This is a genomic window from Luteimonas lutimaris, assembly GCF_039537065.1.
Taxonomy (GTDB): domain Bacteria; phylum Pseudomonadota; class Gammaproteobacteria; order Xanthomonadales; family Xanthomonadaceae; genus Luteimonas; species Luteimonas lutimaris.
Genome location: NZ_BAAAZU010000003.1, coordinates 227,125 through 243,155 on the forward strand (window position 1 = coordinate 227,125; position 16,031 = coordinate 243,155).

The window sequence follows — 16,031 nt, forward strand, 5'->3', positions numbered from 1 at the left end:
ACAAGCAAAGGCCACTCATACCCACCCGGCTGCTTCCCGCATGAGCTGTCACTGCAGCCCATCCAATAGGCCCCGGAAGCCCCCCGGATCAGTCCTTCGTCACCCGATTGATCTCCGCCAGGCTGGTCACCCCGGCCTTCACCTTCTGCAGCGCCGACTGGCGCAGGTCGCGTACGCCCGAGCGCTGCGCGGCCTCTGCGATCTGCAGGGCATTGCCACCCTCCAGCACGATCGTCGCGATCTCGTCGGTCATCGGCATCACCTGGTACAGGCCGGTGCGCCCCTTGTAGCCGCTGGTGCACTCGTCGCAGCCCACGGCCTCGTAGGCGGTGATGCCCTCGCGGACCTCGTCGTCGGTGAAGCCTTCGGCCAGCAGGGCGTTGTCGGGCAACTCCATCGGGCGCTTGCACCGTTCGCACAGCCGGCGCGCCAGGCGCTGGGCGATCACCAGCGTCACCGAGCTGGTGATGTTGTACGGCGCGATGCCCATGTTCATCAGGCGCGCGATGGTCTGCGGCGCGTCGTTGGTGTGCAGGGTGGACAGCACCATGTGGCCGGTCTGCGCCGCCTTGATCGCGATCTCGGCGGTTTCCAGGTCGCGGATTTCGCCGACCATGATGATGTCCGGGTCCTGGCGCAAAAAGCTGCGCAGCGCGGCGGCGAAGGTCATGCCGCGGCGCTCGTTCTGCTGTACCTGGTTCACGCCCGACAGGCGGATTTCCACAGGATCCTCCACGGTGGAGATGTTGCGCACCTCGTCGTTGAGGATGCCCAGCGCGGTGTACAGGCTCACCGTCTTGCCCGAGCCGGTGGGGCCAGTCACCAGCACCATCCCGTAGGGCTTCTGGATTGCATCCAGGAACAGCTTCTGCTGGTCCGGCTCGTAGCCCAGCTTGTCGATGCCCAGCTTGGCCGCGCCGGCATCCAGGATACGCAGCACCACCTTCTCGCCGAACAGCGTGGGCAGGGTGCTGACGCGGAAGTCGATCTGCTTGGTCTTGGACAGGTTGAGCTTCATGCGCCCGTCCTGCGGGACGCGCTTCTCGGCAATGTCCAGCTGCGCCATCACCTTCAGGCGCGCGGTGATGCGCGAGTTGAGCTTCACCGGCATCTTGGCCGTCTGCTTGAGCAGGCCGTCCACGCGCAGGCGCACGCGGTAGTCCGTCTCGTACGGCTCGAAATGGATGTCCGAGGCGCCGCGCTTGATCGCATCGATCAGCACCTTGTTGACGAACTTGACGACCGGCGTGTCGTCCTGCTTGCCCTCGGCACCGGCATCGCGCGGCTCGTCGTCACCGGCCTCGATGTCCAGGTTTTCCAGACCTTCGGAGTCGTCCAGCGCATCATCGAAGCTGTCCGCCGCCTGCAGCCACAGCTCCAGCGTGTGGCGGATGCGGTCCTCGTCCACCAGGATCGGCTCCACCACCAGGTTGGTGTGGAACTTGATCTCGTCCAGTGCGTGGGTGTTGGTGGGGTCGGAGGTGCCCACGAACAGCTTGCCGCCGCGCTTGTACAACGGCAGCACGCCGTGCTTTTGCAGCAGGTCCTCCTTGACCAGCTTGACCGCGCTCATGGTCCCGTCCATTGCGGACGGGTCGTACACCGGCATGCCAAACTCGGCCGAGTTGGCCGCGGCCATCTGCGCCGGGGTGACCAGCTTGTGCTCGCGCAGGTACAGCGCGATCGGCTTGCGCGCGGCGGTCGCCTTGTCCAGCGATTCGCGCGCGGCGGCCTCGTCCAGGGCCCCGTCCAGCACCAGCCGACGGGCGATACCGGTGATGCCGACCAGATTGGCTGTCGCAACTGCACTCATGGTGATCCTCCCCAATCCCCTGACTTTATCGCAAGCACGCCTTGTGCCATAGGGACTTGCGCTACTCCGGCGGGGTTTGCCTCCAGTCCGCGACCGTTTCGGGCTACTCTTGCCGCCAGAGGGGAATCCATGCGCCTATCCGTCATCCTGCCTGCCAAGAACGAGGCCGAAGGCCTGCGCCAGACGCTGCCGCGGCTGCGCGAGGCCCAACCCGATGCCGAGCTCATTGTCGTGGATGACGGCTCAAGCGACGACACGGCAGAAGTTGCCATGGCACACGGGGCCCGGGTGCTGTCCAGCCCCTATTCGATGGGCAACGGCGCGGCGATCAAGCGCGGAGCCCGGGCCGCCAGCGGCGAGATCCTCGTATTTATGGATGCCGACGGCCAGCACGACCCCGCAGAGATCGCCAGCCTGCTGGACCGGTTGGAACGGGGATACGACATGGTGGTGGGAGCGCGCGATTCGTCGGGCCAAGCCAGCGCCGGCCGCAGTTTGGCCAACCGCTTCTACAACCGATTGGCCAGCTGGATGACCGGGCACCGCGTGGCCGATCTAACGTCCGGCTTTCGCGCCGTCCGTGCCGAGCGCTTCCGAGAGTTCCTGCACTTGCTGCCAAACGGGTTCAGCTATCCCACCACCAGCACCATGGCGTTCTTCCGCAGCGCCTATCCGGTGGACTACGTGGCCGTCCAGGTAGCTAGGCGGATGGGTAACAACAGTCACATTCGCCCGATCAAGGACGGGATCCGATTCCTGCTGATCATCTTCAAGATCGCCACGCTGTATTCGCCATTGAAGTTGTTCGTGCCTGTGGCCGCCGCATTCGCTGCCGCTGGACTTGGCTGGTACGGATGGACGTTTCACGAGGCCGGCCGCTTTACCAACATGAGCATGCTGCTCCTGAGCGCAGCAGTGATCATCTTCCTGATCGGATTGATCTCGGAACAGATCACCAGCTTGACCTATCTCGCCGCGCGTGAATCGAAGAGCCGGTCTGGTTGAGCCCATGTCTGCGGTTCGAAAATATGCCTCTTGGCTGCAGCGCACGCCGTTTCACCCCCAATGGTTGATGCCGCTCAGGAAAGTTTCCCGCCACATAAAGGTATGCCGGGGACGTGTGCTGGATATCGGCGCAGCTGATGGAAGGCTCTCAAAGCAACTCGATCCTGCTGCCGAATACATTTCGCTCGACTATCCAGCCACGGCCATCGAGCTCTATCACACGCGACCTCTCGTCTTCGCCGATGCCTGTGCCATGCCATTCGCGAACGCTAGCATCGACGCTGTCGCGTGCTTCGAAGTACTGGAGCATGTAACCCGCCCCGATGCCTTGCTAGAGGAAGTTGCCCGGGTTCTGGTGCCCGGTGGTGTCGCCGAGTTCACCATGCCGTTCTTCTATCCGATTCACGATGCGCCGCACGACTACCAGCGCTGGACCCGCCACGGCTGGTCAAGGGGGTTGGCCAGGGTTGGGCTGGCGGTGGAATCGATTGAGCCACGGGGCCACTCGCTGCACGCGGCTGGTGTAACCGCGTGCCTTGGGATGGCTGGGCCGCTCCAGAAGGCAGGGCTGCTGAAGGCGGTCCTTGGGATACCAGTCCTCCTCGTTGCAATACCCATGGTGAACCTGGCTGCTTGGGTGGCATCGCAGTTGTGGCCGTCTTGGGATGCGATGTCGATCGGATATCGCGTCCTTGTCAGGAAGCCAGACGCGTGACGCGGGCTGCACGACCGGTGTTGCTCGTGCTCGCGTCGACCTATCCGCGGTGGAAGCATGATCACGAGCCAGGATTCGTGCACGAGTTGGCAAAGCGCCTGACGGATCACTTTCGCGTGCTGGCATTGGTACCGCATTCGCCCGGCTCACCGATGAGGGAAACCCTCGACGGTGTTGAGGTGGTGCGGTACCGCTATGCGCCGGAGCGCTTCGAGGTTCTGGTCAACGACGGTGGCATCGTGACCAACTTGCACCGATCCAAGTGGAAGCTCCTGCTGGTTCCGACTTTCGTGCTGTCGCAGGCTTGGCAGGCTTGGAGATTGATTCGTGCGGAGAACGTCGACCTGATCCACGCGCACTGGCTGCTTCCGCAAGGACTGATCGCCGCCATGCTGCACATCCTCCCCGGGCGAAGCGTCCCGTTCGTGGTTACATCGCATGGCGCGGACCTTTACGCGTTGCGAGGGGCGATGCTGGACAAGCTCAAGCGTTTCGTGTTGCGCCGCGCCTCGGCTGCCACGGTCGTCAGTGGTGCAATGCGCGAGCGAATGCGGTCGATGGACGTGGACGTGGCGAACGTATCCGTACAGCCGATGGGCGTCGACATGGAGGAACAGTTCACGCTCGGCATGCACGGGGAACGCTCGCAGCGCGAGATCCTGTTCGTCGGTCGCCTAGTCGAGAAGAAGGGTTTGCGGTACCTGTTGAGGGCTATGCCGCACGTGTTGCAGCAATTACCGGATGCGACGCTGACTATCGCCGGATTCGGGCCGGATGAGGTCGAGCTCAAGGCCGGGGCGCAAGCGCTCGGGATCGCCGAATCAGTGCATTTTCTCGGGGCAGTACCGCAATCCGACCTTCCTGAGCTCTATCGCAGGGCGGCGCTGTTCGTGGCGCCCTTCGTGAGGGCCGCGTCCGGAGACGAGGAGGGTCTGGGCTTGGTCCTCGTGGAGGCGATCGGTTGCGGTTGTCCTGTTGTCGTCGGCGACGTACAGGCCATGGACGAGTTGATGGGAAGCGAGTTCCGGGATCTCAGGATCAATCCGAGGGATACCGTTCAACTGGCCTCCAGGATCGTCGAGGTTCTTTCGAACCCGGACAGTGCCCGCGGACGACTGGAAGCGCTACGCGAGAAAATTGTTGCCCGGTTCGATTGGCGTGAGGTAACCAGCCGATACAGGGGGCTGCTCACGGGTGTTTCCTGCGAAGTGCGGAAATGAATAATTCTTGGGCGTTCTCCACACTACGTAGGCATGCGTGCTGGCGGGCGAAAAAAAGCCGATCATCGTTGGCGCCAGCTACACGAATGGGCCACCGACGCCTGCTGGCAGAAGCAAGTGCCTAGATCGCACTATGTGGCGCGCGGTGCCGGCCCGGGCGACGCAAGTGTGGTCCCTTGCATGTAGGCGATCGCCACCAGTGCCTTCACGATCGGCTTGAAAAGCCGGTAGGGAATCCATGGTTGACCGAGAAGACGGTCGACCACTGGCGCGGCTCCAAGCAGTGGCTTGGTCAGTGTGGCGATCGGGCTCAACCACGGATGCAGGCGAACATCCAGCTCTGCGTAGCCGAGCGACCTGTAAGCCTCAAGGTGGTCATGGGAGAACAGTTCGGCTGAAGTGCCAGCCGCGGTGCGCATCTTCTCCAGTACGCCGGGCAGGGTGAGTGCATCGAGGTGCGTGATCCGGGCTTCTGGGCACCAGCCCAGCCGCCCCATGTGCGAGAGGCGCACGAGCAGATCGCGGTCCTCGAAGCCATACGCAATGTATCTCGGGTCGAAGCCGTTGCATTGACGATAGGCATCTGCGTGTACTGCAAAGTTTGCCGTAGACCCGGAGTAGAAGATGCCGCGCGCGTGTTGCCGCGCGCGCCGGGCCGAAGCCTCATTCTGGTAGCGCGACCAGAACGCATCATCGCCTTCCGGGGCCACAACAGGACCGAGGCTGGCAACGCATCCCCCGCGCAGGACTTCCAGATGTGTAGAGAGGAACCTCTGCCCTTCGGGTCTGCAGTCGCAGTCAATGAAAACGAGGAACTTCCCTTGGGCATGATATGCGCCGGCGTTGCGTGCGGCCGAGCGCCCCATGTTGCGAGGGAGCGCGATTAACCGAACATGCTCGTCTTCATGTTGTTGCAGGCGTGAGGTACTGTCATCGCCAGAGCCATCGTCCACCATGATGATCTCGAGCGTGGAGTCGTTTGGAAGCTCCTGCAGCCTAAGCAGGCGAACCAGCTCCAACGCGCTTCCAGCGTTACGGAAGACGGGAACGATGATGCTGATCATGGGCGAATTTCACCGATTCTTGCCTGTGCAAGGATGTGAACAGATCGAGGTAGCGCGCCGCAACCACTTCAAGGTCGAAGTGCTGCAGGGCGTATGCCCGGTTCCGCTCCCCCATCGAAGAAAGTACGGGGGGGGGCGATGTGATTGCTTCGCTTAGCGCTGTTGCAAGCGAGTCAGGATCTTCCGGGCTCACTACCCAGCCCATGTCGGCCCGGATGTGGGCGTCGAGGCCGCCGCAGCGGGACATGAGCATTGCAAGGCCGCGCTCCATCGCCTCGAGGCCAGCGTTAGACATTCCCTCATAGCGCGAAGGGAGCAGGAACACCATTGATTGCCCAAGAGTTGCTAGAACGGAACCATGGCCCAGCTCGCCAAGCCATTGCAGGGCGTGGGCCACGCCAAGCCGCTCCGCCTGTGCCTGCAGTGCGGGGCGCTCAGGGCCGTCACCGACTATTCTCACGAGTCCAGGCTGCAGTTGGTCGGGAATCAACGCCATGGCGTCAATCAGGATGTCGAGGCCCTTCTGCCGGGAAACTCTTCCAACAGTGATGAACCGACAGGGATGAGGCGGGCTGCTCGGCCTCGTATCGTGAATCTGCACGCCGTTCGGGATGGCTGCGAACTTCGTCCCGGAGAAGCCTGCGGCGCGCAGCTCCACTGCCATGGCGGGCGCGATAAGATTGATTGCGTTGCACTGCCTGTCCAGCAATCGAACGAGCCAGCGGCGAAACGGCAGGCTGGCAAGAAAACCAACATCGCTTCCATCTCCACCCGTACTCGCTGGTACGACCACTAACGGTGTGCTCAGCAGGCGTAGGTGCTTCAGAAGGCTCACGGTGATTGCCGCGTCCCCAAGAAAGCGGGTGTAGATCACGTCAAGGCGACGGCGCTGCCTCAGCAGGAGCAGTGACAGTGAAACAAGGTAGCTGATGCCGCGTAGTGGACGGCCAAGTCTTCTTAAGGTGCGAATGCGGCGTACAGGCAGGACGTGCCGCCCTAACTTCACCTGCTTACCGCACATGCGACGACCAAGGCAAGTTACGTCATGGCCGGCATCCATCCATGCCTCGATCAGGTTCGCAGCCTGCCTCTCGGCACCCCCGGTTACGAAATGTGGCAGGTCGGATATAACAAGAATACGCATGTGTGTGACCGGTGGCGGGGACGGAACCTGGTGTGGGAGCTACTGGAAAAGTACCTCCATATACTGCTCTGCGACGCACTCGGTATCGAACTTGTGCAAATGTTCACTGGGGTCTGACACTTTCACCTCTTTGCGCAGAACACTCAGAATCGCGTTGGCCAAGGCCGCATCGTCGCCCACCGGGACAAGGATGCCGTACTTGCCGCCATCCAGAACCTCGCGTACGCCACCAGGGCAGTCGGTAGCCACGACAGGGCAGCCATTGGCAAGGGCTTCGGCGAGAACCAGGCCAAAACCTTCAAAGGATGCAGTGTGCAAAAAGACCGTTGCCTCGCACATGCGTCGCCCGGGGTCACGAACGAATCCCTCAAATATAACCCGGTCTGTTATGCCAAGGTCAGCGCACTGCTGCTCAAGGACCTCTCTGAGTGAGCCTTGGCCAAGAATGCGCAGTCGTGCGTCATGCTGCTGTAGCACGCGTGCGAACGCTCGCAGCATGGTGGGGTAGTCTTTCGGGGGTTCGAGGCGTCCACAAGCTACCAGCAAGTTGTCGCGTCTCTTGTGGACTCCATTGCCAAGATTCCGCGCGCTGCATATCGGATTGTAGATGATGCGGACATCGGACTCCCTGACGGAGTATGTTCGTAGAATGCTTTCTCGTACCCCTTTCGATATCGCGACGATCTTATGAGCCTTGCGATAGAGAGCGGATGCCAGCATGCGATTGACTTGGACTCTGACCGAAACGTCGTCGCCGTAGGCCATTTCACTCAGGCTGGACTCACATACTACGGTTCGCCGCTTCCCTGGTGCGAGTGCAGAGGCGAGCAGCGCACAGGTGTTTGCCGAGAAAACCGTGGCGAGCAGTGCATCAGGCTTGTCGCGGCGGAGGTAGTTCGCGAGCGCAGCGACGGCATGAATCGTTTTGCGCTTTCCAAACTCGATAAGCCGTACGCCTGGAGGAACCTGATCGGTAAGTTGGCCACCATTGATGGCGACTACCAAGTCACAGCGCACGCCTCTCGCAGTGAAGTGTTCGACGAGCGTCAGCATTACTTTTTCAGCACCGCCTCCGCCCAAGGACGGAAGGAATACAGCGAGATGCTTCATTGATGTCCCGGCCCTTCCATTTGCAGGACGATGTCACAATAGCCGCCTACGAGAGCCTGTACGGGGTCGCTCTGGTGCTCGTTGCCGCACTCCCTCCAGGATGTATAGCCGAGATCATGAAGCAGCTTGCCGAGCGCGTCGATGGTCCGGTGGTAACGCGACATCGCGGTTTCATTCACCTCTAGGATAAGTGTCGGCTTGAACCTTGATGCCAGTTCCCTTGCGCCGGCGAGCGCATCGAATTCGTAGCCTTCGATATCCATCTTCATGACGACCCTGCTTCCAGGGTCGATGAGATGCAGCAGGCTGTCGATGGATACCACGTCGACCGTGGTAGCGTTTCCAGGGGATTTCTCATCAATCCCGGTAACGTGCGCCTGGCCGAAATTCTCGGACGGCACGATGATCTGCGTGGTCGACGGCCAGCGGCCAACAGCGGATTGAATGACTTCCCAGTTGCCGCGCGGGCGATGTTCCTCGAGGGTCCTTCTAATGCACGCGACGAGGTTTGGCTGGGGTTCCACTACGATAATCCGGGCGTCCCCGGGCAGGGACTGGCAGGCAATTGCCGTCATGGCGCCTTGATTTCCGCCGATGTCAATGAAGGCGTCGGCACCACTACATAGGCTCCTGATTTCCTTGGAAACGCTGGAGCCGTTTCGGATCTCGTTGATCGCATTGAGTGAGCCCGGATCCGTAAGGTCGATCCAGACTCCAAAGCCATTTATTTCAACACGCGTTTGATTCGGAGTCTTCGCTGTTATCTTCAGCATGCCATAAAGCCGGCGTGCAAACAGGATGGTCCGGGTGCCGACGAGTCGGTTGTACGCATTGACGTAGCGACAGAATATTCTGAGTCTCGGTGGAAGCTGGTCGACCAGGAGTGCGTCGTCCGTCCATGAGAGCACTTGCCTTGTGTATATCCAGCGTCCGGGTCCGGTGTACTCCAGGATTCCTTGCAAGAACTTCCTGATGCCCGCCGGTTCCGACTGGTTCTTCCCGTCTCGGTTGCGCATTATCTTGCAGGCTCCGAACACTGTTACGCAGAAGTCGCTACCAGCCACGGCAAACACTGCGCCATATGCGCCATGCTCAGGGACTAAGAATACCAACAGCAGCAGTGAGACAACTACTCCCCCGAGTTCGATTGCGTTGCGCGTGATCTGCATGTCGCGGGTGGTCAGTAACCCGGAAACGTACTGGCGCAAGCTCCCCGTGATGATGGTAAGGCAGAACGCACGCAGCAAAGGCGCCGAGTCGCTGAAGTCGTGGCCAAGAAGAATCGGTGCAAAAGGTGAGAGCAGCCAGAGTGCTGCGGAAGCCAGGGTCGAATAACCGAGTACTACAAGCAGCATCGCTCTGGGAAGTCGACCGTCGTTCATGGGTGAGGCGCGGAACAGGCGTGGCGTCGCGGCCAGAATCAGGGCGTTCACCGGGAGCATTGCCGCAGATGCGATGCGATGGGCAGCGGAGTACGCTCCGGTGATGGTGTCGCCGGCAATGCGAAGTAGCACCGTCTTGTCCAGCTCGCGGCCGGCAGTGAGCGCGGCTCCACTGAAGACATATGGGAGCCCCTCGCGAATGCATTGTCGCGTGCCTATATGTCGCGAGACATCGCCCCGCGGCATTGCACGGTACGTCGTGATGGCGACGGCCGGGACAAGCCAGGTCAAATACAGTTGTGCAAACGCGACGATTTCGTTCCTGCCTAGGATTGCCGCTGTAGCAATGGCACCTAGTCGCGCCATGGGTGCGAGAGTTCCGATGGCGCTGGAAAGGAACAGGCGCTCTTCGGCTTGGTAACGAAAGACCAGCGGCTGCAGGGCTGGCGCAACCAGAATTTCCGCAATCGCGAGCAAGGTCATCGCCTGGAGGGGTACTTGGGTGCCCAGGAAGAATTGTGAAACCGGAAGCGCAACCAGGGTCAGAATCACGCCGCTCAGAAGGTAGGTGCGCTGTGTGGCCGCGAGGCGGTCTCGCAGATTGTCGCCGCGTGCAACCTCCCGCAACAGGACGAGTCCACTGCCCAGGCCAGTGAGCTGTCCGCAAACCATGAACAAGGCCACGGTGCCAGCGAGTGCACCGTAGCCATTCGCACCAAGCACCCTTGCCATTAGCACCAGGCTTGTGGCTTGCAGTGCGATGCGTACTCCGTTCCACGAACTTGCATGCACCGCATTGCGTGCCATGCGGCCAGGCCGCCAACGAATCAATCGGGAAAATGGTTCGTATGGGCGCACGGGTGCATGCAGTGGGGGTGGCAGGAGGAGCCGGTTCGATCAGGCAGGTTATAGCGTGCCTGAAAAGTACGGAGGCGGCCAACGGGAATCGATCTGTTGGTCTTCACTGCCAGCAGCGGTCGCGGAACCGGACATTGTCCGCGCAAGCGACCAGAGTATTACCGCTCCTGGCCAGTCGATCCTCTTGCGATGGAACAAGATGCGCAACGCTGCGGGTCTGAGCCAGATGCGCGTCAGGCGTGTGTGGCGGGCTTTCTGTCCGGACGCCCGGCTTGGCTTAATGACGAAGCGCTTCAACGTCAATGGTCGGAGATGTGGACTATTGTCCAGTGTGTGTACGCGCCGGCCCTTCCAGTTGTTCCGCCCATTCAGTGCGGCCCATGCTTCGCAAATAGGCTCTGATCTCGGCTGAGAGCCCGCTGTTGTCGGGCGAACGGTCCACCGCAAGCTCGAAGTAGTGCAGGGCCTTTTCTGGCTGGTGGGTTTTTTCCATGATGAAATAGCCGAACGAGGCGAACTCTCTGGGGCTTGTTCCGCCGCGCTGCGAGAAGATCTCGATCGTCCTGATGAGGCCATCCTCATCCAAGGCGCGGCCTTGGGCGGCGTTGTTGATGAGGGCCTGCATGATCTGCCGGTTTTGCGGCCCCATTGCGACGTGCTGTAGCCGTTCATGGAGGCGACCCCAGTCGGCCTTGGTCACTGTTCCCTGCAGGGTCTTGTAGATGACCAGGTTGGCAGGGCAGCTGACCGAATAAGGGGCTGCCGCGGCGCCCTGGGTGCACGCATCGATGGCTTGCCCGAGGTAGGGGTTGTCCGGCCTGTGCCCGCCACCCAAAGCCAGATAGCTTCGGCTCAGTGAGATCCAGGCTCGCGCGGAACGCGGTGCGATCTCGGTGCTCTTCGTGGCAAGCGAGATGGGATCGGACCAGACCACGGCGCGGGAGAACCCGGCCACCGAAAGTCCCGCCAGCAACAGGCCGGCGGCAAGTGCCGCCATCTGAGGACGTATTTCCAGACGTCGTGCGCCCCATGCGAGTAAGTCACCGATGGCCAGAATCGCGCCAATCAGCGGGAAGTGGTTGCGGTGCTCGAACGCTAGTTCGAGGTTCAAGACGTTGCTGGTGACGAAATGCCCGGCGAAGAACACAAACACGCCCAGCGCGAACAGGGGGCGGTGCGTGCGCAGCTTCCAGGCGGCGCCCAGCAACACGAGTACGAGCAGGATCGCCGGCAGGGTCGTCCACGGCTGCAGCCATCCCCGAGATGGTTCGACCCAGTCGTAGTAGAACGGCATGGATCGTGGCAGCGGGACCAAGATCTGCCCGATATACATGCATAGCACGCGTCCTTGGGTCAGGAGTCGCTCCCAACTGGAAAACTCCCGGCCGGGGTAGGCATCCCAATGCCAGTAGTGCGGAATCACCACGAACAAGTACGCGAGGGTGCCCAGCATGGTGGCCAGCAGGTAGGCGCGCCGTAGCGCGCGCCCCTGGGGCGGGCTGGCCGCCGCGAAGCGCAGCACCGTCAATTCCAAGGCCAGCGCGTAAGCGGGCAGGAGGATGGCGTCTTCCTTGCAGCCGAGGGCCAGCACCCAGAACAGCAGGGCTAGCAGCCATCCGGTCCCGGTCCTGCGGCCCTCGATCTGCGCAACACGCGCCTTGAGGTAGCCCAACAGTGCCAGCACGAGGAACAGTGTGCTCATGGTCTGCATGCGCTGCACCACATACAGCACAGAAGACACCTGCAGCGGGTGGACGGCCCACATCATTGCCAAGGCCAGTGCGGCCCATTGCACGCGGGCAGGCGCGATCTTCGCGGCCAGTAGCAGCGCCCGGAAAAACCATGCCAGCACGAATGCGGTCAGCACGTGGATGGTGATGTTGGTCGCCTTGAACACGGCAGGGTTCAGCCCGCCGCCGCGCCAGTAGTCCAGTGCGAAAGTGACCGTCGGCAGGACACGCGTGATTCCGCCGGGCTGCGGGCTGAAAACTACGTCGTGAAGCCCTTCGACGTTGAGCACCTGCAGACGGATGCCTTGGTTATTGACGATGTTCGATTCATCGTCGAAGACAAAGCCGCCGCCGAGCCCGGGCAGGAACAGTACACCGGCCAGTAAGGCCATGAGCATGCTCGACAGCAAAAACCGACGGTTCGCTGAGGTCATGAGCATGCCTGCGAATAGTTAAGGCGCTGGATGGTAGCGAGAAATTCCACGGCGGGCAGCCTGTTGGACGATGGCAGGCACAGAAGGTGTTGCCAGCGGGCGAGAGCGCCGCAAAAGATATCAGGAGGCGCATGCGCCCGGGCCAATCCCGACTTGTGCGGATCAAGGGTCGAGCGTGCAGTTACCGGTTCGCATGCTGCAGGTCGTCCGCTTGCTCCCGGGTTGCCGCGGAGTACCAACGATGGGTGTACTCATATTTGTGGCGGTATCGGCGCTGATGCAGGCATGCTCAGGCGGGGAGTTGGGTGTGATGCCATTGTAGAGCGCCGCCAGTTGGAAACCGGCGTAGTTCTTCATCTCCATCTGGCAGGCGCCTTCTGCCGAACGGATGCGATAGTTGTTGTAGGCAGGCAAAGCGATAGCCGCCAGGATGGCAATGATGGCCACAACGATCATCAACTCAATGAGCGTGAAACCGCGCGCTATACGAAACATGTGATGCCCCCGTTGTGCCCCTCACATCAGCCTGAATTCACGCAAGGAACGCGCCAACTGTGCGTTTGTAGGCGGCAGACAGTGGGGAGCGCGCGGTTTGTGTGATCAGCTTCACCAATTGGGGTTAGCTTGACTGGCAGCGGGCTCGAAGCCTGGTGCCAATGCGGATTGGAGACCAGCACGGGCCATGCGGTTGGCTGGCGCGCGCCAGCGGCGGTTGTGCATAAGACAAACCCCGCCGGAGCGGGGTTTGTCGGTTGTTGCGCTTGGGCTTTACTACAGCCCGGTGCTGCGCGCGTCCTTTACGGAGCGAGTTCGCAAGTAGCGCTGTCAGCTTCGCAGGTAGTGGTCCGAACACCCGGGCCCGCCGGCGTGAACACGATGGCGGTGCCGTTCGAGACAGCGGCTGCATCGAGAGTCGGGGCCATGCCCGTGCACGCCTGGTTGTCGTAAACAGGCAGATCAGCGACAGCAAAACCACCATTCACGCCGGAGACGAAGGAGTTCACGTACGCCTTGGCCTCACCCGCGCAAGCATTTTCGGCTGCACGGACGCGGTACTGGTTGTACGCCGGCAGCGCGATGGCGGCCAGGATCGCGATGATCGCAACCACGATCATCAGTTCGATGAGGGTAAAGCCTTGCTGGTTGTTCTTCATGGTGTATCCCCTAGGAGTGATTGAAAACTTCACGTGCCGTGTGGTCTGGTTCCCCGGTCCATCGGCTTGCCGTGCGACACCGCACGTGCAGGAGAGGATACGCACGTTGCGTGCCAATGGGGCCGGGGGGGAATCGGGTGTTCCGATCTGCAATCAGGCTCACGGATTGACGCTGGCGTGATGCAGCAGAAGGTGACGTGGCTGGTCAATTTATTGAGTTGGAATGACAAGAAACGTCACTTTCTGCGCGCCGGCAAAGTCGATTTGTGATGCCGGTCCTGATCCGGTTTTTTGGATTGCGCGAGGGACGCGCGTTTGGATACCACTGCCACGCGGGTCATCCGTGGGCGCATGGGGGCAGGGTCGGTCAATTCCGGCGATGCGTGTTGGTCGTTGGCGCCAGTGGTTGAAGTGGATCGGAGGGGCAGGAAAAAAGCTCGCGGCTGAAGCCGCTCCTACAAGAGCGGGGCGCGCGGTGTGCGCGGGTTCAGTCGATGCCCAGCTTCTTGAGCTTGTACCGCAGCGCCCGGAAGGTGATGCCCAACGCGGCGGCGGCCTTGGTCTTGTTGTAGCGGTTTTCCTGCAGGGCCTGCTGGATGGCGGCGCGTTCGATTTCCTCGATGTACGAGGGCAGGGCGCTGCTGGCGGTTTCGCGGGGGCCGAGGGTGCGCGGGTCGGGCGGGGTGGCCGGGGCGTCGGGGTTGCCGGCGGCCGCGGCGTTGGCGCTGACGAAGGCGGAGGCGACGGCGGCCGGGGTCGCGCCCTGCTGGGCGGGCAGGCGCAGGTCGTCCGCGTGGATGGCGTCGCCGTCGGCCAGGGCCAGGGCGCGTTCGAGGATGTTTTCCAGTTCGCGCACGTTGCCGGGGAAGGGGTAGGTGTCCAGTGCGGCCAGGGCGTCGGCGGAGAGCCTGGGGGTGGCGCGCTGCATCGCGTGCGCGAGGCGCGCGAGGATGGCGTCGGACAGCAGCGGCAGGTCGCCGCTGCGCTCGCGCAGGGGCGGGACGTCGAGTTCGATGACGTTGATGCGGTAATACAGGTCGTGGCGGAAGCGGCCTTCGTTGACCAGCGTGGACAGGTCCTTGTGGGTGGCCGAGAGGATGCGCACGTCCACCGGCACCTCCACCGAGGCGCCGACGGGGCGGATGTTCTTTTCCTGGATGGCGCGCAGCAGCTTGACCTGCATCGACAGCGGCAGTTCGGCCACCTCGTCGAGGAACAGGGTGCCGCCGTCGGCGGCCTGGAACAGGCCGGGCTTGTCGACGTGGGCGCCGGTGAAGCTGCCCTTCTTGTGGCCGAAGAATTCGCTTTCCATCAGTTCGGACGGGATCGCGCCGCAGTTGACCGGCACGAACGGCCCGCCGGCGCGCGCGCCCTGGGCGTGGATGGTGCGGGCGACCAGCTCCTTGCCGGTGCCGGACTCGCCGCTGATGTGCACCGGCGCCTGGCTGCGGGCGACCTTGGCGATGGTCTGGCGCAGGCCCACCATCGGCGCGGAGTTGCCGAGCAGGCGGCTGGCTTCTTCCGGCTGGGCCTGGCGCTTGTTGTTGAGCTCCAGTGCCTGGCGCACCAGGCCGCGCAGGACATTGATGTCCAGTGGCTTGGCGACGAAGTCGAAGGCGCCGGCCTTGAGCGCTTCCACCGCGGCTTCGACGTTGCCGAAGGCGGTGATCATGGCGACCGGGGTATTGGGGAAGCGGGTCGAAATGTCGCTGATCAGCTCCAGCCCGGAGCCGTCGGGCAGGCGCATGTCGGTGAGGCACAGGTCGTAGGAGACGGTGGCCAGCATCTCGCGCGCGGCGGCCAGGGTGGGGGCGGTGTCCGTGCGCAGTCCCATCCGGCCCAGGGTGAGGACCAGCAACTCGCGGATATCGTGTTCGTCATCGACGATCAGGGCGCTGCGTGTCTCGCTCATGCACGAAAACCTGGGCTGGGGGACGGTCCGAGGTGACCAACAAGGGCAATTTTAAGCCTTTTACGCGCATTGCAGGGAACGGAGGCCACGGTTGTGCCGTGCTGCAGTGCGTTTGCGGGGTTTGTTGCGGCAGGGGCCTGCCGCGGTGCAGCGGTACTTCGGAAAGGGGGCGGTGCACCGGATGGAGGCATTGTGGGGAAAGCGGGGTGGGTTGGCGACGGGAGTTTTTCTCGGGTGTGGGAGTGGCGAGGTTTTTTGGGGGGCTGTAGGAGCGGCGGAAGCCGCGATGCGTCTGGCGGGAAGGCGGTCGCGGCTTCCGCCGCTCCTACGCAAGTTTTTGCCTCGGCCCATCCCGGTGACGGCAGGGGAAGCCGGGAGGGGGTGGCCACCGTTCGCGTTGATCCCGCAGGTCCCCGGTTGTCCGTTACCGGTTGTCCGTTGCAGGAGCGGCTTCAGCCGCGAGCGTTTCGGGCATGCCTGGCCAAAGGCA

Annotated in this window: 11 protein-coding genes and 1 pseudogene; 3 read left to right on the forward strand and 9 right to left on the reverse strand. The window is 62.3% G+C overall.

Annotation, left to right across the window (positions count from 1 at the left end):
* Positions 1-88: 88 nt before the first annotated feature.
* Positions 89-1,813: a type IV-A pilus assembly ATPase PilB gene (gene pilB, locus ABD679_RS03130; protein WP_344758479.1), complete on the reverse strand. Its 1,725-nt coding sequence runs from the start codon at positions 1,811-1,813 to the stop codon at positions 89-91.
* A gap of 129 nt (positions 1,814-1,942) precedes the next feature.
* Here pilB and ABD679_RS03135 point away from each other — a divergent pair, with 129 nt between their 5' ends.
* Genes ABD679_RS03135 through ABD679_RS03145 form a run of 3 tightly spaced genes read left to right on the forward strand, consistent with a single transcriptional unit; the run spans position 1,943 to position 4,753 of the window.
* Positions 1,943-2,818, forward strand: a complete 876-nt coding sequence (locus ABD679_RS03135) for a glycosyltransferase family 2 protein (protein WP_344758480.1) — start codon at positions 1,943-1,945, stop codon at positions 2,816-2,818.
* A gap of 4 nt (positions 2,819-2,822) precedes the next feature.
* Complete coding sequence (locus tag ABD679_RS03140) at positions 2,823-3,533, forward strand: class I SAM-dependent methyltransferase (RefSeq protein WP_344758481.1); 711 nt, start codon at positions 2,823-2,825, stop codon at positions 3,531-3,533.
* Entirely contained in the window at positions 3,530-4,753 is a 1,224-nt protein-coding gene (locus ABD679_RS03145; protein WP_344758482.1) for a glycosyltransferase, read from the forward strand. Before ABD679_RS03140 ends, ABD679_RS03145 begins: the two co-directional genes overlap by 4 nt.
* 131 nt (positions 4,754-4,884) lie before the next feature.
* Here the strand turns inward: ABD679_RS03145 and ABD679_RS03150 are convergent, their stop codons facing one another.
* From ABD679_RS03150 to ABD679_RS03185, 8 genes and pseudogenes are all read right to left on the reverse strand, one after another.
* Positions 4,885-5,817, reverse strand: a complete 933-nt coding sequence (locus ABD679_RS03150) for a glycosyltransferase family 2 protein (protein WP_344758483.1) — start codon at positions 5,815-5,817, stop codon at positions 4,885-4,887.
* The gene (locus ABD679_RS03155) at positions 5,786-6,961 is read right to left on the reverse strand and encodes a glycosyltransferase family 4 protein (protein ID WP_344758484.1); all 1,176 of its coding nucleotides are present in this window, start codon (positions 6,959-6,961) and stop codon (positions 5,786-5,788) included. The genes ABD679_RS03150 and ABD679_RS03155 overlap by 32 nt, the downstream gene beginning before the upstream one ends.
* A gap of 39 nt (positions 6,962-7,000) precedes the next feature.
* Positions 7,001-8,071 carry a glycosyltransferase gene (locus tag ABD679_RS03160; RefSeq protein WP_344758485.1) on the reverse strand — a complete coding sequence of 357 codons (1,071 nt, stop codon included), beginning with the start codon at positions 8,069-8,071 and terminating at the stop codon, positions 7,001-7,003.
* Positions 8,068-10,260, reverse strand: a complete 2,193-nt coding sequence (locus ABD679_RS03165) for an FkbM family methyltransferase (protein ID WP_344758486.1) — start codon at positions 10,258-10,260, stop codon at positions 8,068-8,070. Before ABD679_RS03165 ends, ABD679_RS03160 begins: the two co-directional genes overlap by 4 nt.
* Before the next feature lie 370 nt (positions 10,261-10,630).
* Positions 10,631-12,475: a hypothetical protein gene (locus ABD679_RS03170; RefSeq protein ID WP_344758487.1), complete on the reverse strand. Its 1,845-nt coding sequence runs from the start codon at positions 12,473-12,475 to the stop codon at positions 10,631-10,633.
* 393 nt (positions 12,476-12,868) lie between these two features.
* Positions 12,869-12,970, reverse strand: a pseudogene (locus ABD679_RS03175) (prepilin-type N-terminal cleavage/methylation domain-containing protein); the annotation flags it as partial.
* 302 nt (positions 12,971-13,272) lie between these two features.
* Complete coding sequence (locus tag ABD679_RS15595; protein ID WP_425561835.1) at positions 13,273-13,629, reverse strand: prepilin-type N-terminal cleavage/methylation domain-containing protein; 357 nt, start codon at positions 13,627-13,629, stop codon at positions 13,273-13,275.
* Positions 13,630-14,116: 487 nt separating this feature from the next.
* Complete coding sequence (locus ABD679_RS03185) at positions 14,117-15,541, reverse strand: sigma-54-dependent transcriptional regulator (RefSeq protein ID WP_344758488.1); 1,425 nt, start codon at positions 15,539-15,541, stop codon at positions 14,117-14,119.
* Positions 15,542-16,031 lie beyond the last annotated feature (490 nt).